Origin of the sequence: Hespellia stercorisuis DSM 15480 (assembly GCF_900142165.1) — a bacterium.
GTDB classification, from domain to species: Bacteria; Bacillota; Clostridia; order Lachnospirales; family Lachnospiraceae; genus Hespellia; species Hespellia stercorisuis.
Window position 1 is genome coordinate 50,532 of the sequence record NZ_FQZY01000021.1, and the last position, 24,250, is coordinate 74,781.

General features: G+C 47.3%; 22 protein-coding genes. All 22 read right to left on the minus strand.

All coding sequences use genetic code 11. The annotated features are described in order from the left end of the window. Positions 1 to 91 precede the first annotated feature (91 nt). A complete protein-coding gene (gene miaA, locus BUB85_RS08500) occupies positions 92 to 1,063 on the minus strand; it encodes a tRNA (adenosine(37)-N6)-dimethylallyltransferase MiaA (RefSeq protein ID WP_073108506.1) in 972 nt (323 codons plus the stop codon). Positions 1,064 to 1,075: 12 nt separating this feature from the next. Further along, positions 1,076 to 3,148, minus strand: coding sequence for a DNA mismatch repair endonuclease MutL (mutL, locus tag BUB85_RS08505; RefSeq protein WP_073108510.1), 2,073 nt, complete (start codon positions 3,146 to 3,148; stop codon positions 1,076 to 1,078). A 12-nt stretch (positions 3,149 to 3,160) separates the two neighbouring features. After that, complete coding sequence (mutS, locus tag BUB85_RS08510; protein WP_330392261.1) at positions 3,161 to 5,815, minus strand: DNA mismatch repair protein MutS; 2,655 nt, start codon at positions 5,813 to 5,815, stop codon at positions 3,161 to 3,163. 58 nt (positions 5,816 to 5,873) lie between these two features. Further along, positions 5,874 to 6,443 carry a CDP-alcohol phosphatidyltransferase family protein gene (locus BUB85_RS08515; RefSeq protein WP_073108518.1) on the minus strand — a complete coding sequence of 190 codons (570 nt, stop codon included), beginning with the start codon at positions 6,441 to 6,443 and terminating at the stop codon, positions 5,874 to 5,876. A 63-nt stretch (positions 6,444 to 6,506) separates the two neighbouring features. Beyond that, a complete protein-coding gene (miaB, locus tag BUB85_RS08520; RefSeq protein ID WP_084533968.1) occupies positions 6,507 to 7,955 on the minus strand; it encodes a tRNA (N6-isopentenyl adenosine(37)-C2)-methylthiotransferase MiaB in 1,449 nt (482 codons plus the stop codon). A gap of 111 nt (positions 7,956 to 8,066) precedes the next feature. Then, on the minus strand, positions 8,067 to 8,249 hold the full coding sequence (locus BUB85_RS08525; RefSeq protein WP_073108521.1) for a DUF4250 domain-containing protein: 183 nt from the start codon (positions 8,247 to 8,249) through the stop codon (positions 8,067 to 8,069). A gap of 40 nt (positions 8,250 to 8,289) precedes the next feature. Beyond that, positions 8,290 to 8,913, minus strand: a complete 624-nt coding sequence (locus BUB85_RS08530) for a 5-formyltetrahydrofolate cyclo-ligase (protein WP_073108524.1) — start codon at positions 8,911 to 8,913, stop codon at positions 8,290 to 8,292. Continuing rightward, positions 8,891 to 9,112, minus strand: coding sequence for a DUF896 domain-containing protein (locus BUB85_RS08535; RefSeq protein WP_073108527.1), 222 nt, complete (start codon positions 9,110 to 9,112; stop codon positions 8,891 to 8,893). The genes BUB85_RS08530 and BUB85_RS08535 overlap by 23 nt, the downstream gene beginning before the upstream one ends. Positions 9,113 to 9,178: 66 nt before the next feature. Next, positions 9,179 to 9,529, minus strand: a complete 351-nt coding sequence (locus tag BUB85_RS08540; RefSeq protein ID WP_073108530.1) for a hypothetical protein — start codon at positions 9,527 to 9,529, stop codon at positions 9,179 to 9,181. A gap of 131 nt (positions 9,530 to 9,660) precedes the next feature. Continuing rightward, positions 9,661 to 11,331, minus strand: coding sequence for a putative polysaccharide biosynthesis protein (locus BUB85_RS08545; RefSeq protein WP_073108533.1), 1,671 nt, complete (start codon positions 11,329 to 11,331; stop codon positions 9,661 to 9,663). 8 nt (positions 11,332 to 11,339) lie between these two features. Then, positions 11,340 to 11,834 (minus strand): rRNA maturation RNase YbeY, encoded by a 495-nt coding sequence (gene ybeY, locus BUB85_RS08550; RefSeq protein ID WP_073108536.1) that lies wholly within the window; start codon positions 11,832 to 11,834, stop codon positions 11,340 to 11,342. After that, complete coding sequence (locus BUB85_RS08555; protein WP_073108539.1) at positions 11,835 to 12,830, minus strand: PhoH family protein; 996 nt, start codon at positions 12,828 to 12,830, stop codon at positions 11,835 to 11,837. Then, entirely contained in the window at positions 12,805 to 14,058 is a 1,254-nt protein-coding gene (locus BUB85_RS08560) for a sporulation protein YqfD (RefSeq protein ID WP_084533969.1), read from the minus strand. The genes BUB85_RS08555 and BUB85_RS08560 overlap by 26 nt, the downstream gene beginning before the upstream one ends. Before the next feature lie 8 nt (positions 14,059 to 14,066). Beyond that, positions 14,067 to 14,360, minus strand: a complete 294-nt coding sequence (locus BUB85_RS08565) for a YabP/YqfC family sporulation protein (protein WP_073108578.1) — start codon at positions 14,358 to 14,360, stop codon at positions 14,067 to 14,069. A gap of 130 nt (positions 14,361 to 14,490) precedes the next feature. Next, positions 14,491 to 14,970: a 23S rRNA (pseudouridine(1915)-N(3))-methyltransferase RlmH gene (gene rlmH, locus BUB85_RS08570; RefSeq protein ID WP_073108542.1), complete on the minus strand. Its 480-nt coding sequence runs from the start codon at positions 14,968 to 14,970 to the stop codon at positions 14,491 to 14,493. Between the two features lie 2 nt (positions 14,971 to 14,972). Beyond that, a complete protein-coding gene (gene gltA / locus BUB85_RS08575) occupies positions 14,973 to 16,361 on the minus strand; it encodes an NADPH-dependent glutamate synthase (RefSeq protein ID WP_073108545.1) in 1,389 nt (462 codons plus the stop codon). Next, positions 16,361 to 17,251 (minus strand): sulfide/dihydroorotate dehydrogenase-like FAD/NAD-binding protein, encoded by an 891-nt coding sequence (locus tag BUB85_RS08580; protein WP_073108548.1) that lies wholly within the window; start codon positions 17,249 to 17,251, stop codon positions 16,361 to 16,363. The genes gltA and BUB85_RS08580 overlap by 1 nt, the downstream gene beginning before the upstream one ends. Before the next feature lie 196 nt (positions 17,252 to 17,447). Then, positions 17,448 to 18,674 carry a chitobiase/beta-hexosaminidase C-terminal domain-containing protein gene (locus BUB85_RS08585; RefSeq protein WP_073108551.1) on the minus strand — a complete coding sequence of 409 codons (1,227 nt, stop codon included), beginning with the start codon at positions 18,672 to 18,674 and terminating at the stop codon, positions 17,448 to 17,450. A 12-nt stretch (positions 18,675 to 18,686) separates the two neighbouring features. After that, positions 18,687 to 19,526 carry a bifunctional methylenetetrahydrofolate dehydrogenase/methenyltetrahydrofolate cyclohydrolase FolD gene (gene folD, locus BUB85_RS08590; protein WP_073108555.1) on the minus strand — a complete coding sequence of 280 codons (840 nt, stop codon included), beginning with the start codon at positions 19,524 to 19,526 and terminating at the stop codon, positions 18,687 to 18,689. 72 nt (positions 19,527 to 19,598) lie between these two features. Continuing rightward, entirely contained in the window at positions 19,599 to 21,269 is a 1,671-nt protein-coding gene (locus BUB85_RS08595; protein ID WP_073108558.1) for a formate--tetrahydrofolate ligase, read from the minus strand. Positions 21,270 to 21,335: 66 nt separating this feature from the next. Beyond that, a complete protein-coding gene (locus tag BUB85_RS08600) occupies positions 21,336 to 23,828 on the minus strand; it encodes an FtsK/SpoIIIE family DNA translocase (protein ID WP_073108561.1) in 2,493 nt (830 codons plus the stop codon). A 96-nt stretch (positions 23,829 to 23,924) separates the two neighbouring features. Then, the coding region (locus BUB85_RS08605; RefSeq protein WP_143160677.1) for an IS66 family transposase at positions 23,925 to 24,250 on the minus strand (326 nt) is incomplete at its 5' end.

Consider the following 24,250-nt stretch of genomic DNA (forward strand, 5'->3'; position numbering starts at 1 on the left):
TTTCTTGTTTTAGTCCTCTTTATTTACGTTCTTTTTATTCTGGCTTTTTTAAGTCTGGTTCTTTAAGTCTGATTCTTTAAGTCTGATTCTTTCATATTTTGCTGTCTTCTGCGATGCCGCATATCTTCCTGTTCTGTAATATCTCCAGCATCGCCCGGAGAATCGTTGTCTCATCATAATCGTAGTCCTGTTTATTGATCCAGGTAACGTCCTTTTCTCTCTTGAACCAGGTGATCTGGCGTTTTGCAAAATGTCTCGTCTCCCGCTTGATAATATAGACGGCCTCATCAAGAGTACATTCTCCATCCAGATAAGTCAAGATTTCTTTGTACCCCAGTCCCTGCATGGAAACCATCTGCCGGTTCATTCCCATGGAACGCAGGCGGTCCACTTCCGCTACAAGTCCCTGCTCCATCATCTGATCCACACGTCGGTCGATTCGTTCGTAAAGATGGCTTCGTTCATCATTCAGGACAAAATATGCAAAATTATATGGAGCGGTACGTTTTCGTTCTTGTTCGTTGTGCTCCGAGATCCGTGTTCCGGTCTGCATATAAAACTCCAGCGCACGGATAACCCGCTTTACATTGTTTTCGTGAATATCATCGGCAGCCTTTGGATCCACGAGGCGAAGCTGGTCGTGCAGATAACCGGCCCCCTTCTCCTGAGCCAGTTCCTCCAGTTCTGTTCGATAGGAGGTGTCGGATGGGTTGCTTGTAAAGTCGATGTCATAGAGCAGCGCCTGAATATAAAATCCGGTTCCGCCGACGATGATTGGGATATGATGATTGGCATAGATCTGATCCAGTGCACTTTTGGCCATCTGCTGAAAACGAACCACGTTAAAATCCTCGGTCGGATCCAGCACGTCTACAAGATAATGTGGGACGCCATCCATCTCCTCCGGCGTAATCTTCGCGGAGCCGATGTCCATCAGGCGGTACACCTGCATGGAATCAGCGGAAATAATTTCACCGCCGATGGCTTTGGCAAGAGAAATCGACGCTTTTGTTTTTCCGACCGCGGTGGGGCCTGTCAGAATAATCATAGGTTTCGATGTCATAGCTGTTCTCCTTTACACGATTCGTTTGAATTTCTTTTCCAGTTCCCGCTTGCTCATGGCAATGATGGTCGGCCTGCCATGCGGACAATGATATGGATTTTCCAGCTCCAGCAGTTCATTGATCAGCGTATCTACCTCTGTCATAGACAGGCGGTTGTTCCCTTTAACTGCAGCCTTACATGACATGGAGGCCACTTTCTCATCTACCAGATCCGGTTTCATATTGGTCGTGATTCCGTCGGCGAGTCCATCCAGCATCTCTGTCAGCAGATCCTGGCTGGCAATCCCAAAGAGATTATCGGGGACGGCTCTCACAGCATATGCATCTCCTCCAAAAGGTTCGATTTCAAAACCAATGCGGGCAAACTGATCCATGTGTTCATTGAGTACCTGCTCTTCGGCCATAGAGAGATTCAATATGATTGGAGGGCTGAGGTTCTGGGAGGTGAAAGAACGAGTCTTCATCTCCCGTAGCGTGCGTTCATACAAGACCCGCTCATGCGCAGCGTGCTGATCAATGATATAGAGATTGTCGCGAAACTGCACTAGCCAGTACGTGTCGAAAAGCTGACCGATAATTGTATACTCGGTACGTGCCTCCTTCGTCAGAAGCTTTTCCTCAAACAGATCCAGCTGCTCATTTTTTAACGGCTGGCTTGGTGATACATTGGTAGTATGCGATCTATTATTTTCGACTTTATCAGTGCTAATCGAGTGTTTCGGAGCCTCTGTTTCAGAATGAAATTCCAGAGTGCGCTCTGTTTTATTGGAATCTCGGGTGGAAATTTCCAGAGCGCGCTCTGTTTCCTCACCGTCCTGCTGAACACTTTCCAGAGCACGCTCTGCTTTTGGAGTATCTGCAAAGTTCAAGAGGACTCGTTCTCTCATTTTCTGCATAAAATACTCTTCGTTATTCCCATTATTCACATACTTATTCACATCCGAAGTCTCTGAACCCCTTGTATTTACTGGGGTTGTGTCGGTTTTTGTCAAGATTTCCGGGTCCGGTTCCGAACCTCTGGGTTTCAGAAGAAAAGGACTCGGTTCTTTCACTACAGTCTTAGGAGCATCCGGAAGCTCCACTTGCGGAATTAGTTCCGGTTCCAGCAGAGCGCGGTGCACTGTTTCATACACGCAGTTGTAAACTTCCTGCTGCTTGTGAAAACGCAGTTCCATTTTTGTTGGGTGTACATTGACGTCAAGATCTTCGCCATCCATTGTAAAGTGCAGAACCAGAAAGGGGAATTTATGCTGCATCACAAAATCCTTGTATGCATCTTCAGCTGCCTTGGATACCATAGCACTTTTTACATAACGCCCATTGAAAAAGAAATTCTCGAAATTGCGGTTTCCTCTCGTTATGATTGGTTTGCCCAAAAAGCCTGTGATGCGAAGATTGTCTCTATCATAGGATATCTGTATAAGATTTCCCGCTACTTCTCTTCCGTAAATATTATAAATAACATCCTTCAGATTCCCGTTTCCGGATGTTCGCAGCTTTTCCTGTCCGTTATTCAAAAAACGAAAAGACACTTCCGGATGAGACAGGCTGAGATGCATCAGTAAATCGTTGATGTGGCTTGCCTCGGTCATGGGTGTCTTTAAAAATTTTCTGCGGGCCGGCATATTATAAAAAAGCTGCCGAATCATAAATGTGGTACCGTTGGGAGCGCCGGTCTCCTCTAAAAACTGTTCTTTCCCACCATTGATCTGATATTTGGTTCCGAAGGTCTCCTCCGCTGTCTTGGTGATCAGCTCGACCTGTGCAACTGCGGCAATGCTGGACAGAGCTTCCCCGCGAAACCCCAGTGAAGCGACATGAACCAGATCATCAATGCCGCGGATCTTGCTGGTAGAATGCCGTAAAAATGCATTCTGTACATCGTCTCTCGCAATGCCGCTTCCGTTATCGGTAATCCGGATAAACGAGATTCCGCCGTCTTGAATTTCGACCGTAACGCCGGTTGCACCGGCGTCGATTGAATTTTCTACTAATTCTTTCACAATAGAAGCCGGTCGTTCAATTACTTCGCCGGCTGCAATCTTGTCTATTGTGATGGGATCTAATACATGGATGTTCGCCATTGAATTTTCCTCCTAGCTTCCCCATCTGTTTCTTAATTTATTCTGCAATCTGTAAATCGTGTTAAGCGCGTCCATCGGAGTCAGGTTGCTGACATCAATCTCCTTTAGTTCCTCGAGAACATCATCATCTTTGACCGTGTCAAACAGTGAGAACTGTGCGATGTCCACCTCATCATATTTTTTGGTCTTTGTTTTTTTTGTCTGTGCCGTTTTTACGGAGATTTCATTTACTCTTGTCGTGATATCCTCATCGCTCAGTTCTTCCACGATTTCTTTGGCGCGGTCAATCACAATATCCGGAACACCGGCCAGCTTGGCCACCTGGATTCCGTAGCTTTTATCTGCGCCGCCCTTGACGATCTTACGCAGGAATACAATGTCATCGCCCTTCTCTTTGACAGCAATACAGTAGTTGTTTACATTCTCAATCTTACCCTCCAGCTCGGTCAGCTCGTGATAATGCGTCGCGAACAGCGTCTTTGCGCCCAACAGCTTGTTATCGCTGATGTATTCCACCACAGCCCAGGCAATACTCAGTCCGTCAAAGGTACTGGTACCACGGCCAATCTCATCCAGAATTAAAAGACTGTTGCTGGTCGCATTGCGCAGGATGTTGGCAACCTCTGTCATCTCCACCATGAAGGTACTTTGACCGGATGCCAGATCATCAGAAGCGCCCACGCGGGTAAAGATGCGGTCGACCAGACCGATATTTGCTTTGGATGCAGGAACAAAGGAGCCAATCTGTGCCATCAGCACAATCAGGGCTGCCTGTCTCATATATGTGGATTTTCCCGCCATATTCGGCCCTGTAATAATAGAGATCCGCTGCTTTTTATCGTCCAGGTAGGTATCGTTGGAGATAAACATGTCGTTGGGAATCATCTTTTCCACAACCGGATGACGGCCATCCTTAATGTCAATCACACCATTCTCGTTGATTTTGGGGCGTACATAATTGTTGCGCTCGGCTACCAACGCCATGGAGGCGAATACATCCAGCTTTGCGATCGCCTTGGCTGTGAGCTGGATCCGCTCCACCTCGGCCGCAACGGCATTGCGGACATTGCAGTAGAGATCATATTCCAGCGCGTAGAGCTTGTCTTCCGCACCGAGAATGGTATCCTCCAGTTCTTTCAGTTCTGGAATGATGTAACGCTCGGCATTGGTCAGCGTCTGTTTCCGGGTATAATAATCAGGAACCATATCCTTGAAGGAGTTGGTCACTTCCAGATAATAGCCAAATACTTTGTTGTATTTTACTTTCATACTCTTGATTCCGGTCTTCTCCCGCTCATCGGATTCCAGCTTGGCAATCCAGGATTTCCCATCGGACTTGGCATGGCGCAGTCGGTCAATCTCTTCGTTGTAGCCGTCCCGGATGATCCCTCCCTCTTTCATAGCGATGGGCGGTTCCTCGGTGATGGCATCTCCGATCCGTTTGCAGAGATCCTCCAGCGGGTCCAGTTCCTCACAGATCTGTTTGAGCAGGGGACTGTTCATCTCGCTCAGAATGTACCGGATATGCGGCAGCATGGTGAGCGAACTCTGAAATGCATTCAGATCCCGTGGATTGGCGGACTGGTACACGATACGTGTGATCAGACGCTCCAGATCATAAACCGGGGTAAGATATTCGCGCATCTCCTCTCTGGCGATGGCATTGTTCTTCAGTTCCTCCACGGCGTCCAGACGGTCGAGAATCGATTGTTTATTGATCAGAGGCTGCTCGATATAGGTGCGCAGCGTTCTTGCGCCCATAGCGGTTTTGGTTTTGTCCAGAACCCAAAGCAGAGACCCTCTCTTCTGCTTCTCGCGAAGAGTCTCGCAAAGCTCCAGATTTCGCCTTGTGGAGCTGTCGATCATCATGAATTTTCCGGTCGTGTAGCCGGTTAGATGTGTCAGATGAGACAGGGAATTTTTCTGGGTTTCATACAGATATTGCAGGAGTGCTCCCGCACTGATGATTCCGCAGTCATAATCCTGCAGTCCGAGACCATCCAGCGAGGCAGTCTTAAAATGTTCCAGAATCTTCTTTTTGCAGAGCTCATCATCAAAGTACCAGGCATCCAAGGAGTAAACTGCGATGCCGAGACGCTGTTTTAAATCATCAAGATCCATTCCACTCATATAAAATGCTTCATTGCAGATGATCTCCGACGGCATAAATTTGCTCAGCTCATCTTTCAGTTTCAGGCTGTCCTCCAGTTCCGTCACAAAATAATCACCGGTGGAAACATCGGCGATGGACAGTCCGTAGCGGTCTGCGATATATACAATACACATAATATAATTATTGCGCGTCTCATCCATGGACTGGCCATCGATGTTCGTACCCGGTGTCACAATGCGGACAACATCACGCTTTACCAGACCCTTCGCGAGCTTCGGATCCTCCACCTGCTCACAGATTGCCACTTTATAGCCTTTCCCGACCAGCTTGTTCAGATATCCTTCCACTGCATGGTAGGGAATGCCGCACATGGGGGCGCGCTCTTCCAGACCGCAGCTCTTTCCGGTCAGTGTAATCTCTAATTCTCTTGATGCTGTGATCGCATCGTCAAAAAACATTTCGTAAAAATCTCCCAGACGATAAAACAAGATACAGTCACTGTATTCTTTTTTTGTCTCCACATATCGTTGCATCATTGGTGTTAACTCAGCCACTGTTTTTCTCCTCTGTAAAATATAGTCCGCATTTCTGCCGGCAGACACCGTCCGCAGACTATTTCTTTTTGCTTTCTTTTATAATTTTATGATAGGTCACTGCGTACATGATCCATGCAAACAGCATGACAGCCATGCAGAACAGGATCAGCACATTCACAATATGTATCTCAAGGTTGGGCAGAACGATCAAAAAAAACATGACGCCGTAGAGGACGACCGTGTTCACTTTGCCGAACCACAGTGCCCCGCGGTTCACACCGCTGACCTTCAGGACGGTGATGCCGCGAATAGACATGTAAGTTTCCTTCAGCAGGAACATCACAAACAGGACACGCATGAGTGGGTAGCGTGACATCAGACACAGCGCCAGAATCCCCTGTGTAAACTTGTCCGCCACCGGGTCAAGTATCTTTCCGAGATCCGTCACCATGTGAAAATGTCTGGCGATCTGTCCGTCAATCACATCGGTAAAGCCTGAGATAACGACCAGAACCGCAGAAAAGTAATAGTCCGCCACGGTCTGGGCGTGAAGATAAACCCATGCGAACCAGAATGCCAGAACAAATCGAAACATGCTCAGGATGTTTGGAATCGTAAAAATTCGTTTTTCCGGATGTTCCTGCATAATAGTTTCCTCCTGTCTATTGATCTTATAACTGCTCCACATAAAGCAGTTGGTTTCTTTTGTTTATTGTACAGCTTCACCAATATAGTAAAAGCCTTTGCACTCTTTCAGATGAATCGGAAGAAGCTTTCCGATCATACTGGCATCTCCCGGCAGGTGAACCAGCAGATTGTTGCTGAGTCTTCCGGTCACCAACCTGTGATCGTGATCATTCACCGACTCGATCAGTGCCTCCGCCACGGTGCCCTCATGGACGGCACAGACTTCTGCGGAGATCTTCTGCACTTCTGTCAGCAGGCGGTCAAAGCGGTCTTTGATCACGTCGGGCGATACCTGTTCTTCCATGACAGCAGCCGGTGTTCCGGTTCTCTTAGAATAAATAAAGGTAAAAGCGCTGTCATACCGCACGCGCTTCACGACATCCATGGTCTCCAGAAAATCTTCCTCTGTCTCCCCTGGAAATCCGACGATGATATCGGTAGTAAGGGAAATATCCGGAACTGCAGTCTTGATCTTATCTACCAGCTCAAGGTACTGCTCTTTTGAGTAGCGTCGGTTCATCTTCTCAAGAATCCGGGTGCTTCCGGACTGGATGGGAAGATGCAGGTGTCTGCAGATCTTGGTCGAGTTCTTCATGACTTCGATCAGTTCATCAGAGAGATCCTTCGGGTGAGAGGTCATGAAACGGATCCGCTCAAGACCTTGGATCTTTTCCACTTTCTGAAGAAGCTTTGCAAAACTTATAGGTTCCGCCAGATTTTTTCCATAGGAGTTTACATTCTGACCGAGCAGCATGATCTCCACGACACCATCGGCAACGAGCCGCTCGATCTCACGGATAATATCTTCCGGGTTACGGCTGCGCTCCCGGCCCCGCACATAAGGAACGATGCAGTAGCTGCAGAAATTGTTGCAGCCGAACATGATGTTTACACCGGATTTGAATGAGAATTTGCGCTCGCTGGGGAGGTCCTCGACAATTTTATCCGTGTCCTTCCAGACATCGATGACCATGCGGTCGGACTCCAGCCGTGTCGCCACGAGTTCGGCAAATTTGTAAATGTTATGGGTTCCGAAAATGAGATCCACAAACCGGTAACTCTTTTTTAACTTTTCGACCACCTCCGGTTCCTGCATCATGCATCCGCACAGACCGATCATCATATGTGGTTTTGATTTTTTGATGTGGTGAAGCTGCCCAAGCCGTCCGTAGACACGTTGATTGGCGTTTTCACGGACGGTACAGGTGTTGTAGATGACAAAGTCTGCCTGTTCCTCATCCGCCTCCTCACGGTATCCGATCTGCTCTAAGATCCCCACCAGCTTTTCAGAATCTCTGGCATTCATCTGACAACCGAAGGTGGTGACTGTAAAAGTCAGTTCCCGACCAATTTCCTTTGCTTTCTTGGCAACACAGGCTCTCGCCTTTGCGATATAGTAATACTGTCTCTCCGGCTCATTCACCGGAGCCGGTGCAGACAAATCAATGGATGCGATATCTATTGTATTCATATGTATGGATTGTTCCCTTCTTAAAATGTTCCGTGTAGTGTCTTTATGACATTTCACACGGTCTGATCCGGCAGCATCTCATTGCGATACTGCACAGCCTGCATGTCTTGCTTATACGAATTGATTGTATTCGGGATCATATTCATAATCCACGCTCTTCAGTGTATTTAAAATCCACTTTTTGTCAGCTTCCATCTCCACGCAAAGCTCATCAAAGCTGTGATAATAATCACGCAGGTTTGTGTTCACGATGCTGAGAAGCATAATTGGATCGCTCGGTAAACCGTTTAACATTGTACATTTCCTCTTTTATTATTAATTTTATCTTGGACTTTTATTTCTCAGTCTGTTGTTTTCTGATTTTTTCATCCGTTTCATCTTTATCGGATATTTTTATGTTCGTGTCCACAGCATAAACAGCGCATTCTGTCAAAATATATTCTGGACAGAGGTCATGCGCATCTGCCGGAATCTCATCGAACATCTGCGACTCGAATGCGACTGCGATTCTCCGGTAGTTCGGATGCGCACTCAAATAGCGGTCGTAAAATCCTTTCCCGTAACCGACACGGTGACCTTCTGCATCAAATGCAACTCCCGGCATGATCACCAGCCCTTCTGGCGTATCTGCCGGATCTCTTTTCACCGGTTCGGGAATCCCCTGATAGCCCGGCGATAAGTCCGAAACGCTCTGGATATAGTGAAACTCCATGGTTCCATCCCCTGTGACCCTGGGAACCGCCACACGTTTTTCCCGGCTCAGTGCATATTCTATGATCCCGTAAGTGTCCACCTCCGTCTGGTAGGAGGCATAACAATAAATATCCTTTGCTTCTTCAAACAAAGGATGCCCGGTTACTTTTTTCATGATATCAAGATCCGCCTGTTTCCGTACAGATTCTGGCGTAATTTTTCTTGCAGCTAACGCCTGTTTTCTAATGCGTGTTTTTGTTTCCATATTTTGCTCCGAGATTGATGACAGAGCCATCCTTCTCCTGAATATCTATGTTATTAAGCTGGCTTCGCAGGTTTTGTCTGAAGGAATCCACATATTCCTTTCGAAGGATCTGCTGTTCCTTGCGCTCTGCCTCGGTCAGCCCTTCCGCCTTTGACTTACGGTACAATTCGTTGATCCGCTTTACTTTTTTATCATCCATATCTTGTATATTTCCTTTCGCATATCTTATCTAATAATACACTATTTCGTACTTTTCGTCTATGGATTAACTCGAATAATTTTCCAAAAAGCCATAGAGTTCTTCTGTATTTTCAATATATTTTGTGTCCAGAATTTCGTCCCGCAGCTGGGATGGCAGAGAATCCGTCCGGATGCTGGTACATTCGTAGACGGTTTTTTGATCAAACAGATAGACAATCACATATCCGTTTTGATCCTGAAGGTAGTAGCCTGTATTTTTATCGGCCTGTCCATCCGCCGCTACAGTCGGGTCTTCCTCCAGCGATTCGGACTGTCTGGTCACTGCATTCTCATAGGTTTTCCGATAGCCGGCATCCAACAGTATGGTGAAAAGAATTATAACACCCAAAAAGCCAATATAGTATCTCGTTTTCATAAGAAACGCTCCTTTTTAAATACAGTATTGGCTTTTTAAGCTGTTTTTATTCAATTGTCGTACATCGGAACTTATGGTGCTGACGAAAATCTATCCTGCGTGAAACATAAAGGTATTTAATGTGGCTTATACTAGAATATCTGTCGGTTCAGCAAATGAAATCGTTTGCAGATGCGGACGATTACCTGGCCTTTTGGCATTTCCAGAATCTCCTCCTCCGTCAGAGCACCAAGCTTTAGCAGGCTGATGGCATATACAATGACCGCCACCAGAATGGAAAGGATCGTTGCAATCTTTCCATTCATAATCAGAGCGAGTCCCAGTCTGACTGCGTAGGTAATAACTCCCATGATCACAGAGGCGGTAATCGGTTTATAGAAAGTCTTGTCACGCTCCTGCCGATAGCCGTTCGCCTTGCGGATATCACGGGCATTCAGCACACACATCAGGAGTGAAAATATCACATTGGCAGCTACGATTGAAAAAATACTCCATTTTAAAATCACCAGCATGATCAGCAGGGCGGCCAGATGCGCGAACAGGGAGATTGCGGCATTCTTTACCGGAGCCATCATCTGGTTGATTCCCTGCAGGATGGCATTGGTCACGGTTGAAAGACTGTAGAGCACCACTGTGACAGCTCCGACTGCCAGCATCAGAGCAGGAAGTGGACGGCTGTCTCCGAACAGCAGCTGCATCAGCGGTGAAGCAAGCACAATAAAACCGGCACAGCATGGAATAGCGATGATCATTGCAAAGCGGACTGACATCGCAATCTTCTCGTGCGCAAGTTTTCGGTCTCCGCGGGTGATTGCACCAGTCAGACTTGGAATTACAGAAGCTCCGAGTGCGTTGGCAATTGCAAGCGGCACGTTGATCAGGGTGTTATATTTGCCGGAATAGATTCCCATGAGCGAGATGTATTCTTTTTTGGTGAAGCCCTGGGCTGCCATGATCTTATTAAACAAAACCTGGTCAAGAACCTGGTTAATGTTATAGATTCCGGTACTCATGATGACCGGGGCGATTGTCAGCAGCAGAATCTTGAAGATCCGCTCCGCACTCTCGAGACTCCTGGTCTGATCCATCCGGATCTGTTTTTTGATCGTCTTGCGGTATCCGTAGAGCAGAACAAGCAGGAAAATCAAAGCGGCCAGTGCACCCATTACTGTACCCAATGTTCCGCCGGCGGCACCGTATGCAGCCGCAATCAGCTCGTCTCCTTTTTTCTCTGCAATACTTGTCCCGAATTTGATGAACACGATGGCGCCAACGATGCTGATGATGGCATTGATGAACTGCTCAATGACCTGTGAGACTGCGGTCGGAATCATGTTGCCAAGACCCTGAAAATAACCGCGCACCACACCCATCACAGCGACGATAAACAACCCCGGAGCCAACACACGCAGTGCGTAGGCGCTCAGAGGTGCGGAGAGAAGCTTTGCGGAGATTACGTCCGCGCCAAAGAATATGACGATTGCGACTACCGCTCCCACGAACACCGCGAAAATCAATGCGCACAAAAAAACTCGGAACGCATTGCGCCGCTGTCCGCGAGCAATTCTGGCTGACATCAGCTTCGAGACTGCAAGGGGCAGGCTGAAAGAGGACATCAGAAGCGCGATTGCATAGACCTCAAATGCGTAACTATAAAAGCCGTTTCCCTCATCCCCCAGAATGTTTGTCAGCGGGATTCGATAAGCGACTCCGATTATCTTTGTGATAACAGCAGCGGCACTCAAAATTGCCCCCTGTATCATAAACTCATTCTCTTTTCTTTTCTTTCGTTGTCTCGACATAGGCTCTCCTACCGCAATATATTAATCTTTTCTAAGATCTCCCGCTGCTTGTCTTCCATTATGCAGCGTTCATCCTCATCGATATGATCGTAACCGAATAAGTGTAACATACTATGAGCAATTAGAAAAGCAAATTCTCGTTTCACTGAGTGACCATACTCCTCGGCCTGTGACAATACTTTTTCCTTGGAGATCACAATATCCCCGACCATCAGCTCCCCGCTCTCAGGATCGAAACAGTCCTCGGCATCCTCCAGAAAGGCAAAGTCTCCCGGAGTTACAAAATCAATCATCGGAAAAGAAAGCACATCCGTTGCGCGGTCAATATCCCGATACATCTTATTCATCTCGCGGATATCGTCGTTTGTTGTCAACAGAAGGTTTAATTCTGCCTCATAGGGGCATTCCACATATTCCAGTGCCGACTCCACGACCTCCTCGGCGAGAACGCGGCAGTCCAACGGTAATTTTACACTTCCTTCTTCCTCTACAAATAAACTCATCTATCTTCTCCTTTTGTTTTTTATCCGTGTTCCTTTTTTCTCGGATTTTTCAAATTCCTCATATGCTTTGACGATCTTCTGTACAAGCGGGTGTCTGACGACATCCTTGCTCGTCAGATTACATACCGCAATATCGTCAATATTTTTCACCACATTGACCGCCACATCCAACCCTGAGATTGCTCCAGCAGGAAGGTCCTTCTGTGTGGAGTCTCCGGTAACAACAACCTTGGATCCAAAACCGATCCTGGTCAGAAACATCTTCATCTGCGCTGGTGTGGTGTTCTGTGCTTCATCCAGTATAATAAACGCATTGTCGAGCGTACGTCCGCGCATGTAAGCCAGAGGAGCAACCTCGATTAGACCTTTCTCAGAATTTTTGATAAAGCTTTCCGCGCCCATGATCTGGTAGAGTGCATCGTAGAGTGGTCTCAGATAGGGATCAATCTTACTCTGCAGATCCCCTGGAAGGAATCCCAGCTTCTCGCCCGCCTCGATCGCAGGGCGGGTGAGGATAATACGGCTGACCTCGTTGTTCTTGAACGCAGTGATTGCCATGGCCATGGCGAGATACGTCTTGCCGGTTCCGGCTGGCCCCAGACCGAATGTAATCATCTGTTTGCGGATAGAATCTACATATTTTTTCTGTCCCAGTGTCTTTGGTTTGATTGGTTTCCCCTGCAGTGTGTGGCAGATGATTTCTTTGTCAATCTCGACCATCCGGTCTTCTTTATCTTCGAATACGAGTGAAATCGCATAATCGACATTCTGCTCCGTGATCTCGTTGCCGCGCTCCGACAGCTGCGTTAATTGTTCCAGTATTCTTCTGGCCTTGTCAACGAAGCGTTCTTCTCCGAGTATTTTCACACTGCCATCCCTTGCAATCAGTGTAACATGCAGGGTTCTTTCTATTTTTTTAGCGTAAGCATCGAATTGTCCGAAGATATTTTTTTCATGCTCAGCCGGTAGTTCAATTATGATTTCCGAGAGACTCATTGATATTAATCCTTTCTGTTGACGCCGGTGTCGTGATATCCTCGATACAATTCAATGTACCCTCCGCTGCTGCGTCTGTTTTTCCTATGTGTATTTTAACACTATTTGAAGTAATTTGAACCCCCTTTTTCTCTAATTCTTCACAAAACAGCGAAAAATTCGCACTTAATTTCCGTTGAAGTTCACTTTTACTGTGATTTTTTGGCGTCAGCTGATATTTTCTGGCCTTGCAGATCTCAACGGTCACTGGAAGTGGGAAGGACGCGTTCAGATAAAGGGGATGAATCACAGACAGATATTCCGTATTTTTCTGTATTCCATCTCCGCCCGGGAAACAAACGCGGTTGTCTCCAAACAGGACCTTCAGCCGCATGCTGTATCCTGACACATATTCTTTTTCATAAAACTGGCTGGGAATCGAGTCATGGTAGTTTATGGTGGTAGCTACCTGAATGTCCGCCTCCGAGTTTTCGTACCGGTATGCGACAATCTCATCACTGTCATTGCGCACCTCAATTCGTCCAAGCACAAGAAGATCCCCCTTTTTCACAGTATCCCCCTCATGAATCTGTGGAATGCCCTTTCGTGTAATGATACTGATAATTTCACCGTCCTTGCCGGCGATAAGATCTGAGCCGTTTTGATTCTCCTGTCCATCTGCGGATACGCTGCTGCTCTTCTCAATTCCGGTATTTTCATTTTCCTTGATTTGAATTTTGATCTCAGATCCGGTCTGCGAGGCAGAGACCCAGACGATGTCATCATATTGACGCCGGATGAGCTTCACAATCTGTGCACAGTCCACCTGATTTTTTTTCATGCCGGAACAGATGTTGTTCTGGCGTAAAAATCGAAGCAGATCTGTATCCGATATTTTCCGATTTCCGGCAAAATCAATACACCATACATGAGTGGACAAAAGTATGATCATGAGAATGCATAGAAGAAATCCAAATAAAAGTGTTCTGCGCTTCTGATAGCGGTGCAGAATAAATGGCAGGCCAAAGCGCCTGACGATGCGGATCTGTACATGGGTCTTGCGAAAAAGCGGCCGAACTTTTCGAAAGTCCTGTACACTCATGCACATTTCAATATAATTTTCGCGCTGGCGGATGGACCATATGTTCATCCTGTGAAACCGGCAGAGGTTCATGAACCGCTCCAATGCATTGCCGGATACACGCAGTTTTACATAGCCTTTTATATAGCGGATAAAGATAGACATCATGGGAAACCTCAGCAATTATCTGAATGGTTGGACTGCCTTCTGCCATATTCAACGGAGATAAGTTCGCCCTGGATTTTCAAATCAAAGCAGGAATAATATTCCATCACGAGATTATTTCCAGTAACTCTGATCTCGCCGGCGTTCGTCTGAATGCGGAGCAGATTCTCGCTGTATTCGATAATTCCGCGGTAATTTTCAATGGAAAGCTCCTCGCGTCCTATGACCTGAAGAATGGGAGCCCCTTTGCAGACATCCTTTGGGAAACTTGGGAAACCTGATTTTAAATCCATGATAAATGCCATACATATACTGTTTATATATAGTATATGTATGGCATAATTCTTCATTACTATTTGTAATGCTCCTGCGATCGTGCTTCTGCTGAAATCCGCCTAATCAGGAAATCTGACAGACGCACCGGAAACGTTACTCTTATTTATGATAGGGTTCTCCGTTTATGATGCGATAACTTCTGTAAATCTGTTCAAGCAGAATCACACGCATCAGCTGATGCGGGAACGTCATCTTAGAAAAGCTGAGATGAAAGTCCGCTCTGGAGAGAATCTGGTCACTGAGACCGATGGATCCGCCGATAACAAGAATGATATGGCTTGTCCCGCTCACGCCAAGCTGCTCGATCTTTGTCGCCAGAGCCTCAGAACTGAGCATCTGTCCGTTAATTGCAAGCGCAATAACATAAGCATCCTCTCGAATGTATCTGGAGATGCGTTCGCCTTCTTTTTCGCGGATCATCTGTTCCACCGTCTCACTTGCGCGATCCGGTGTCTTTTCATCTGCCACCTCGATGATTTCCAGCTTACAGTACTTGCTCAGTCTTTTGCTGTACTCCGCAATGGCATCCCGCAGATATTTTTCCTTGATCTTTCCTACCGTGATGATTGTAAATCTCATGCTTATTTATTTTTCAAAAATTCATCAATACCCTTTGCGCCTGCTTTGCCGGCACCCATGGCAAGGATTACAGTTGCTGCGCCTGTTACGGCATCTCCGCCTGCATATACGGCTGCTTTGGATGTCTTACCATCCTCCTCTGTCGCGATGATACACTTGCGGTTGTTGATATCCAGACCCTTCGTTGTAGAAGAAATCAATGGATTTGGAGAAGTACCGAGAGACATGATTACAGTGTCTAACTCGATTTCAAACTCAGAACCTTCTACCTCTACCGGACGTCTTCTTCCGGATGCATCAGCCTCACCGAGTTCCATCTTGACAACGCGGATTCCCTTTACAGCATCGTTCTCGTCCACAAGAATCTCTTTTGGATTGGTCAGAAGATCGAAGATAATTCCTTCTTCTTTTGCGTGGTGTACTTCCTCTACTCTGGCAGGCAGCTCTGCTTCACTACGACGGTAGATAACATGTACTTCTGCTCCAAGTCTCTTTGCGGTTCTCGCTGCATCCATTGCAACGTTACCACCACCGACTACTGCAACCTTCTTGCCTGCTGCGATCGGTGTATCATAAGAATCATCAAATGCTTTCATCAGGTTGCTTCTGGTCAGGTACTCATTAGCAGAAAATACGCCGTTGCCCTGCTCGCCCGGGATTCCCATGAACATTGGAAGTCCTGCTCCAGAACCGATAAATACAGCCTCAAAACCTTCTTCTTCCAGAAGCTGGTCAACAGTTGTTGATTTACCGATTACAACGTTTGGCTCAAATTTAACGCCTAAGCCTTTTACTTTCTCGATTTCTTTTGCTACGACTTTCTGCTTTGGAAGACGAAATTCTGGAATACCGTATACCAATACACCGCCGAGTTCATGAAGTGCCTCAAATACGGTTACTTCATAGCCAAGTTTCGCAAGATCTCCTGCACAGGTAAGTCCTGCCGGGCCGGAACCGATGATTGCAACTTTGTGTCCGTTTGTCTTCTCAGCGCCAACCGGCTGGATGTTGTGCTCCAGTGCATAGTCAGCTACGAAACGCTCCATCTTACCGATAGAAACCGGCTCACCCTTGATTCCACGGATACATTTCCCTTCGCACTGTGATTCCTGTGGGCATACACGTCCACAGACAGCCGGCAGGGCAGATGACTCACTGATCACCTGGTATGCAGACTCGATATCACCTTCTTTGATGCGCTGTACAAATTCTGGAATGTTGATTCCTACCGGGCATCCCTCGATACATTTTGCGTTTTTACAGTTCAGACAGCGGGTTGCTTCGTCCATTGCCTCTTCCTGGTTATAACCAAGACATACTTCCTCAAAATTTGTTGCACGAACCTGTGGATCCTGTTCTCTTACAGGAACTTTTTTTAACATATCAGCCATTAGTTGTCACCTCCGCAATTTCCGCAGCCACCGTGATGGGTGTCTCCTTCTTGTAATTTCAGCATAGCACGTCCCTCTTCACTCTTGTACATCTGGCTTCTCTTCATAGCCTGATCGAAGTCTACCAGATGTCCGTCAAACTCAGGGCCGTCAACGCATGCGAATTTGATTTCATCGCCCACCTGAAGACGACAGGCACCACACATACCTGTTCCATCTACCATGATTGGGTTCATGCTGACGATTGTAGGGATCCCCATCTCTTTTGTGAGAAGACAGACGAATTTCATCATGATCATCGGTCCGATCGCGATACATACGTCATACTGATTGCCCATCTCATTTACCAGATATTTGACAGTCTCTGTAACCATTCCGGAACGTCCATAAGTACCGTCATCTGTTGTAATGTAAAGATTTCCTGCAACTTTCCCCATCATATCTTCAAGAATCACCATATCTTTGGTCTTCGCTCCGACGATCACGTCAGCGTCAACGCCGTGCTCGTGCAGCCATTTCACCTGTGGATATACAGGTGCAGCCCCAACACCGCCTGCCACGAACAAAATCTTCTTCTTTTTCAGGGATTCCATATCTTCTTCTATTAATTCTGATGCACATCCGAGAGGTCCGGTGAAATCACGGAAAGCTTCTCCTGCCTGCATTCTTGTGATTTTTTCTGATGAAGCTCCAACCACCTGAGTTACGATGGTAACAGTGCCCGCCTCTCTATCATAATCGCAGATCGTGAGTGGGATTCTCTCCCCCTTATCATCAATCTTTACAATGACAAATTGACCCGGCTCACAATGTGATGCAACGCGTGGTGCATGAACGTCCATCAGGTAAATTTTGTCAGCCAGTTTTTCTGCTTTTAAAATTTTGTACATTTGTTTCTCCTTTCCATACTCAAAATGCTTTTATCGTTTATTTTTAAACAAACCTGCCTTCTTATGATAAATCATATGTAGAAAAATAGCAAGAAAAAAACCCTAAAAGTGCACAAAAAAAGAACAATTTGATGAAAAAATTGTTCTTTTTCGTTTAAAATATTTGGTGGACACTATTCTGCTGTCGCACAACGCTCTATTCGTATTCCAGCATGTAATTTCTTTTGGTGACCTGAGTCGATTTTCCCTGTGCATTGATGAGAACTGCGCTGAAAATTGTCTGGCCGACCGGCATATCAATCGGTTCCGTATACTGGATGGAGGCGGCATTCGGGGCGCTCCCGTCCAGCGTGTAATATGCGGTATACCCTTCCGGAACGTTGATCGATATATTCGTTGCAGTGTCGTACTGTCCTGTGGACGGCGTAACCGCAGGCGCATCTGCAACCGGGATTTCAATATTGTAGACCTTGGTCTGCACCAGACTCGGAATTCCTTTTTTGTTCAACGAAATTGCCTTGATGACATTTTCTCCCTCACTCAGCTGAATTGCCCCTGAATATTCGGTACTGTCTGTTGTCGGGTCTGTGCTGTCGGTCGTATAGTAGATTGATTCCCCGTCGGAGGACAGCGATACTTCCTGAACTTCCGTATAATCGCCTTCCGTCAGACTGAACTCTGGAACATCTGAGACATAATCACTGAGCGCACTCAGTACGGTATCATCATCACACCCGTCTATTAGAATAGAAATCTTGGTCATTTGTTCTGTATCTGTGTAGAACTGAATGCATGCCTCATACAGATCGGCATTGGATGGCTGACTGTCGATGGCGGTCAGGAAAAGAGCCTCCGCATCTTCGGTACTATCCTGGGCAACAAGGACATTGGCCAGTCCGGTATATGCCTCAGGTCTGCTGCTATTCTTCTTTTCTGCCCGGTTATAATAATCGGTGGCAGAAGTGTAATCCTTCTGTGCAAACGCATTGTTTCCTTTGCGCACCAGTCCCTGATAAGAATTTTGGTAAAATATAAACCCAAGAACACAGGCAACGACCAGGATAAAGGACAAAATAATCAATCTGCGCTGTCTTCTTCTTTTTCGGATTGCTTTTTTTCGTGCGAGCTGTTGTCTCCTGCGCTCCTCCGCTTCCTGGCGAAGTTCTCTCTGCGTCGGCTGCCGCTTTTGCTTTACCGGTTGGCTCGGTTTGGCCCGCTGGTCTGTTCTCGCCACCGCGCGCTGGTATTCTTCGTTTTCATAATAGTCAAGAGGTCTGGTGGATCCGTCTATAGAACCTTTGACCTGCTGTGCAAGAACATCGTCGAGAGGATTGTAGTCCGGAACGATTTGCACTTCAGTTCCACACTTTTCACAACGTAGCATACCATCTGGGATGACTGCACCACAATATGTACATCTCATTGTTACTTCCTCCTATTTGCGAACTGCATTTACACAATTTTCCATTAGCATCGCGATGGTCATCGGACCGACTCCCCCGGGAACCGGCGTGATTGCGGATGCTTTCTCTGCGACATCATCAAAATCAACGTCACCACAGAGTTTGTTGTCCTCATTGCGGTGGATTCCCACATCGATTACGACAGCCCCGTCTTTGACGTATTCTCCGGTGATGAATTTTGGTTTGCCCATGGAGACAATCAGTATATCGGCTCGTTTGGTCACTTCTTTTAAATTCACGGTCTTAGAATGCACCATCGTCACCGTAGCATTCTCACGAAGCATCAGAATACTCATCGGTTTCCCGACGATATTGCTGCGTCCAACAACCACACATTCTTTTCCCTCAATCTCGATTCCCGACCGCTTGAGCAGCTGGATGACTCCAGCCGGTGTGCAGGAAACAAAGCCTTCCCGGCCAATGCACAGATTCCCTACACTGACCGGATGGAATCCATCCACATCCTTTTTAGGACTGATTGCCTGAATTACTTTGTCTTCCTCAATGTGCTCCGGAAGTGGAAGCTGAACCAGAATGCCGTTCACCTTCGCGGACTGATTGAGTGTCTCAATCAGTGCCAGTAGCTCGGACTCCGTTGTGCTCGCCTCCAGTTCATAGGAAAGGGACTCGATGCCGATATACTCGCAGGCCCGCTTTTTATTGCGTACATAAACTGCTGACGCCGGATCACTGCCCACCAGAATCACGGCGAGACATGGGATGATTCCCTCTGCCCGCAGTCCGGCTACCTCTGTTTTTAATTCTTCTTTTATCTGTGCTGATATTTTTTTTCCATCAATTAACTTTGTCATTATTTTCTCCCCTGATAAATAATAAACCCCTTACTAGTGTACCGTTAAGCTAAAAGTGAATGCAGCAGCACACTAGAACAAGCCTGTAATCTTTCCTTCTCCATCTACATCAATATTGTTGGCAGCCGGAACTTTTGGCAGTCCTGGCATGGTCATCACAGCTCCTGTCAGTGCAACAACAAAACCTGCACCCGCACTCACATATACTTCGCGAATATGAATGTCGAAATCTGTCGGACGGCCCAGTTTTTTTGCATCGTCCGATAATGAATACTGATTCTTAGCCATACACACTGGAAATTCTGAGAATCCCATCTCTTCGATTTTGGCAATCTGCTTCTGTGCGGCCGGCTCATATACGACGCCACGTGCGCCATAGATTTCTTTTGCAATGATCTCAATTTTTTCTTTTAAGCTCTTGCTGTCCTCGTACAGTGGATGATAGTGGCTCGTCTTATTCTCCAGCGTATCCAGTACCTTTTCCGCCAGTTCAATGCCGCCTTCACCGCCTTTTTCCCACACTTCGGAAAGTGCGAACTCGCAGCCGCGCTCCTCGCAGAAACGACGAATGTAATCATTTTCCGCGTCTGTATCCGTGACAAAAGAATTTAGCGTAACAACAACAGGAACGTCATATTTCTGTATATTTTCAATATGTTTCTCAAGATTTACGATTCCTTTTTTCAATGCATCCAGGTTTTCTGCACCCAGTTCATTTTTAGGAACCCCACCATTATACTTCAAAGCTCGCACGGTTGCAACCAAAACAACAGCATCCGGTTTGAGACCTGCCATACGGCATTTGATGTCCATGAACTTTTCCGCACCCAGATCCGCACCAAATCCGGCCTCAGTGATTGCGATGTCGCACAGCTTCAAAGCCATCTTCGTCGCGCGGACACTGTTGCAGCCGTGTGCGATATTCGCAAACGGGCCGCCGTGCACAAGCGCCGGTGTATGCTCCAGTGTCTGGATGAGGTTTGGCTTAATCGCATCTTTGAGCAGAGCGGCCATGGCTCCGGTGGCGTTCAGCTGATCCGCTGTAACCGGTTCTCCGGCAAAGTTATAGCCCACGATGATTTTCCCTAATCTTACGCGCAGATCGGCCAAATCATCGGCAAGGCAGAGAATAGCCATGATCTCGGATGCAACGGTTATGACAAAGTGATCCTCGCGGACCATACCGTCCATCTTGCTGCCAAGACCCACGACGATGTTGCGAAGTGCGCGGTCATTCATATCGAGACAGCGTTTCCAGACAATCTGTCTCGGGTCAATCTGAAGTGCATTCCCCTGCTGAATGTGGTTGTCCAGCATCGCTGCAAGCAGATTGTTGGCAGAGGTAATTGCATGGAAATCTCCGGTGAAATGCAGATTCAGATCTTCCATCGGAACTACCTGTGCATATCCACCTCCGGCTGCGCCGCCCTTAATCCCAAAGCATGGACCCAGGGAGGGTTCTCTGAGAGCGATCATGGCTTTTTTGTCCATCCGCGCAAATGCTTCTCCAAGGCCAACTGTAGTGGTGGTCTTTCCCTCACCGGCCGGCGTCGGATTGATTGCGGTTACGAGAACCAGCTTTCCGTCCGGATTGTCTTTGACTTTATCCCATAATTCATTGGAAAGTTTTGCCTTGTGCTTTCCGTAAAATTCCAGGTCATCTTCCTGGATTCCAACGCTGGCTGCAACGTCCCGGATGTGAGACATTTGTGCCTCCTGTGCAATCTGAATATCTGTTTTCATAATAGATCCTCCTCGTATAATATGTGGTGATTAAAAGTGAATGGTTTCCTTTATGATTATGTGACATCATACATACTCATCTATGTACTGCTCAAACTGTTCCATGGACATCAGAACCTTGCGCGGTTTTGTGCCCTCTTCCTCTCCGACCACGCCTGCATCGGCAAGCTGGTCCATGATTCTGGCGGCACGGTTAAAACCGATTTTAAACATCCGCTGCAGCATGCCGATCGAAGCCTTATCCTTTTCGATGATAAATTTCCCGGCGTCAACAAAATAGATGTCTCTCTCATCGCCGTCGCTGGCAGCCCCCGCCGCAGCCGCCGTGCTTGCATTGGAGTCGACCTGTTGGGTAATCTCCTCGCTGTAGGCGGTACTGCCGTTGTGTTCGATTAGATAGTCCACTACTTTCTGTACTTCTTTGTCCGAGACAAAGGAGCCCTGCACACGAACCGGCTTTGGATACCCGGCCGGATAAAAGAGCATATCTCCTTTACCGAGAAGCTTTTCTGCACCATTCATATCGATGATTGTGCGGGAATCGACTCCGGATGAAACAGAAAAAGCGATTCTGGATGGCATGTTGGCTTTGATCAGTCCGGTGATAACATTGACCGAAGGCCTCTGGGTCGCCAGAACAAGATGCAGCCCGGCGGCACGGGCAAGCTGTGCAAGACGGCAGATTGCGCCTTCTACCTCCCCCGGTGCAACCATCATCAGATCAGCAAGCTCATCCACGATGATGACAATCTGTGCCATCTTCTCCGGGATGCCCTCTCCCGGTTCCGTTGCCACAATCTTCTCATTGAAGCCCTTCAGATCGCGGACATTGTAATCGGCGAAAAGCTGATAGCGCTTGTCCATCTCGGCAACTGCCCAGTTCAGTGCGCCTGCAGCTTTCTTCGGATCGGTCACCACCGGGATCAGCAGATGGGGAATGCCGTTGTATACACTCAGCTCCACCACTTTCGGATCCACCATGATCAGCTTCACATCCTCCGGGGAAGCTTTGTAGATGATACTCATGATCAGCGTATTGATACAGACCGATTTACCAGAGCCGGTCGCGCCTGCCACCAGCAGATGAGGCATTTTGGCGATATCGGTCACGACCGTTTTTCCGGAGATGTCCTTGCCCGCTGCAAAAGCGATTTTGGAGGTACTGTTCTGAAATTCCGGTGTTTCCAGAAGATCCCGGAGCATGACAGCGCTGTTCTCTTTGTTTGGAACTTCAATTCCAACGGCCGCCTTTCCTGGAATCGGTGCCTCGATACGAATATCCGTGGCTGCCAGGTTCAGCTTGATGTCATCGGCCAGGCCGACGATTCTGCTTACCTTCACACCCTGGTCCGGCTGCAGCTCATAGCGCGTTACGGATGGACCGCAGCTTACATTGGTGACGCGGACATTGACCCCGAAATTCTGGAGGGTCTGCTCCAGCTTCAGCGCTGTGGCGCGCAGATGGGCATCGGAGTCACCGCCGCCCTTCTTCCCTTTGGTCAGTAATTTCAGCGGTGGATACTTATACGCCACGGCTGGTTTCTCACTGGATTTCTGAATGGAATCCGCGACATCCTGTACTTCCTCCGCCACCATCTCCGCACTCTCGGCGCTCTTACGCCTTCTGGCCGGCTTTTCCGGTTTTGGCTCTGCAGGAGTCTCGTCCTCCGCTGCTTCTGAAATAACCGGATCTGGAATATCCGGTTCCGACCGGTTGATCACAAATTCAGCGGCCGGTGAAACCACATCTGGAATTTCTTCCTCCGGTGGAAGAATGATCTCTTTGACCTCCGGTGACTTTTTACTCAGCGTTGTGTTGAAAGATACCCCTGAAACATGCTGATCCTTCCGCGTGGAGTTCTTTGTGCCGCGGGCATTCTGTTTTGCGGGATTATTCTCCCGCTGGCGCAGACGTTCCTCACGCCGTGCAGCTGAGATTACCTGTCGTTTTTTCGCATCCTCGTACGCGCGTCGTCCGCCGTGCTGGAGAGCACTTAAGAATGATTTTTCCGTGATCAGCACCGTACATATGATGGCCAGAACGATGATGACAACGTACGCACCGGCAACGCCGATCAGTGGACACAGCAGCTTCACCAGACAGCCTCCGATCAGTCCTCCGGAATTTTTATGTATGCTTGCCTGGGTGTAATAAGTCATCCAGGCAGTATCCGCATCGTAGGAATTGACGATCAGTTCAATGAATGTACACAGCAGCGCGGCCAAAAACACACCGGCCAGAGACTTGATATAAGCGAGTCGGTTTCCTTTGTTGCTGATGACAAACGTAACCGCGACAAAGAGCAGAATCGGAATGACGTATGCCATGAGCCCGAATACCCCAAATAAAACGGATGAAACACTCTCCCCTATGCTTCCGCCGAATCCAAAATTACTGATCAATAATAAAATACAGACAGCAAGTGCGATCCAGATGAATACTTCGGCCTGAACTTTGCTGTTGTCTGCTGCTGTTTTTTTTCCCTTACTGCCTGTGCCTGCTTTCGTTGTCGTCTTTTTCTTTGCAGTTGTTTTTTTATTTGTCTGCTTTGCAGCCATGTTACTTCCCCCTTGGTAATTACACATACTATTTACAGTATATCATTTTTGAAAAGTGCTGTCATTATTTTATTTTTGTAACTGTTCAGAACTCCATTAGTTAAAGATGATATCGGAATTCCCTAAAAGGGCTTCTCTGATTGCTGTAAAAGCATTTATTCCATGCTTATGAGCAGTCCCAATATAGCTCATGATTGTAAGATATTCCTGTGCGCCTTCCTCACTGCGAAAACATCCTGAGACCTTGGTTTTAACCTTAATCATGCGCAAATCACGTTCCGCAAGGTTATTATCAAACGGAACACAGAGATTCTTTATAAATAAGCAGACTGATGCCTTGTAATTCACAAGTCTGTCAATTAGATTTAGTACCTTGGTCTTTTTCTTTCGACCACGCTTTTTGGTTGTGACTTCTGGTAAAG

What these genes read in the sequence shown, in the direction of transcription:
- BUB85_RS08595 (WP_073108558.1), bottom strand. Translation starts at nt 21,269, where the DNA reads ATGAAAACAGATATTCAGATTGCACAGGAGGCACAAATGTCTCACATC.
- BUB85_RS08555 (WP_073108539.1), bottom strand. Translation starts at nt 12,830, where the DNA reads ATGAGTCTCTCGGAAATCATAATTGAACTACCGGCTGAGCATGAAAAA.
- BUB85_RS08545 (WP_073108533.1), bottom strand. Translation starts at nt 11,331, where the DNA reads ATGTCGAGACAACGAAAGAAAAGAAAAGAGAATGAGTTTATGATACAG.
- BUB85_RS08600 (WP_073108561.1), bottom strand. Translation starts at nt 23,828, where the DNA reads ATGGCTGCAAAGCAGACAAATAAAAAAACAACTGCAAAGAAAAAGACG.
- BUB85_RS08580 (WP_073108548.1), bottom strand. Translation starts at nt 17,251, where the DNA reads ATGTACAAAATTTTAAAAGCAGAAAAACTGGCTGACAAAATTTACCTG.
- BUB85_RS08535 (WP_073108527.1), bottom strand. Translation starts at nt 9,112, where the DNA reads ATGGATGATAAAAAAGTAAAGCGGATCAACGAATTGTACCGTAAGTCA.
- BUB85_RS08530 (WP_073108524.1), bottom strand. Translation starts at nt 8,913, where the DNA reads ATGGAAACAAAAACACGCATTAGAAAACAGGCGTTAGCTGCAAGAAAA.
- BUB85_RS08560 (WP_084533969.1), bottom strand. Translation starts at nt 14,058, where the DNA reads ATGATGTCTATCTTTATCCGCTATATAAAAGGCTATGTAAAACTGCGT.
- miaA (WP_073108506.1), bottom strand. Translation starts at nt 1,063, where the DNA reads ATGACATCGAAACCTATGATTATTCTGACAGGCCCCACCGCGGTCGGA.
- BUB85_RS08565 (WP_073108578.1), bottom strand. Translation starts at nt 14,360, where the DNA reads ATGGCATTTATCATGGATTTAAAATCAGGTTTCCCAAGTTTCCCAAAG.
- BUB85_RS08540 (WP_073108530.1), bottom strand. Translation starts at nt 9,529, where the DNA reads ATGAAAACGAGATACTATATTGGCTTTTTGGGTGTTATAATTCTTTTC.
- gltA (WP_073108545.1), bottom strand. Translation starts at nt 16,361, where the DNA reads ATGGCTGATATGTTAAAAAAAGTTCCTGTAAGAGAACAGGATCCACAG.
- miaB (WP_084533968.1), bottom strand. Translation starts at nt 7,955, where the DNA reads ATGAATACAATAGATATCGCATCCATTGATTTGTCTGCACCGGCTCCG.
- mutL (WP_073108510.1), bottom strand. Translation starts at nt 3,148, where the DNA reads ATGGCGAACATCCATGTATTAGATCCCATCACAATAGACAAGATTGCA.
- BUB85_RS08585 (WP_073108551.1), bottom strand. Translation starts at nt 18,674, where the DNA reads ATGAGATGTACATATTGTGGTGCAGTCATCCCAGATGGTATGCTACGT.
- ybeY (WP_073108536.1), bottom strand. Translation starts at nt 11,834, where the DNA reads ATGAGTTTATTTGTAGAGGAAGAAGGAAGTGTAAAATTACCGTTGGAC.
- rlmH (WP_073108542.1), bottom strand. Translation starts at nt 14,970, where the DNA reads ATGAGATTTACAATCATCACGGTAGGAAAGATCAAGGAAAAATATCTG.
- BUB85_RS08525 (WP_073108521.1), bottom strand. Translation starts at nt 8,249, where the DNA reads ATGTTAAACGGTTTACCGAGCGATCCAATTATGCTTCTCAGCATCGTG.
- BUB85_RS08515 (WP_073108518.1), bottom strand. Translation starts at nt 6,443, where the DNA reads ATGCAGGAACATCCGGAAAAACGAATTTTTACGATTCCAAACATCCTG.
- folD (WP_073108555.1), bottom strand. Translation starts at nt 19,526, where the DNA reads ATGACAAAGTTAATTGATGGAAAAAAAATATCAGCACAGATAAAAGAA.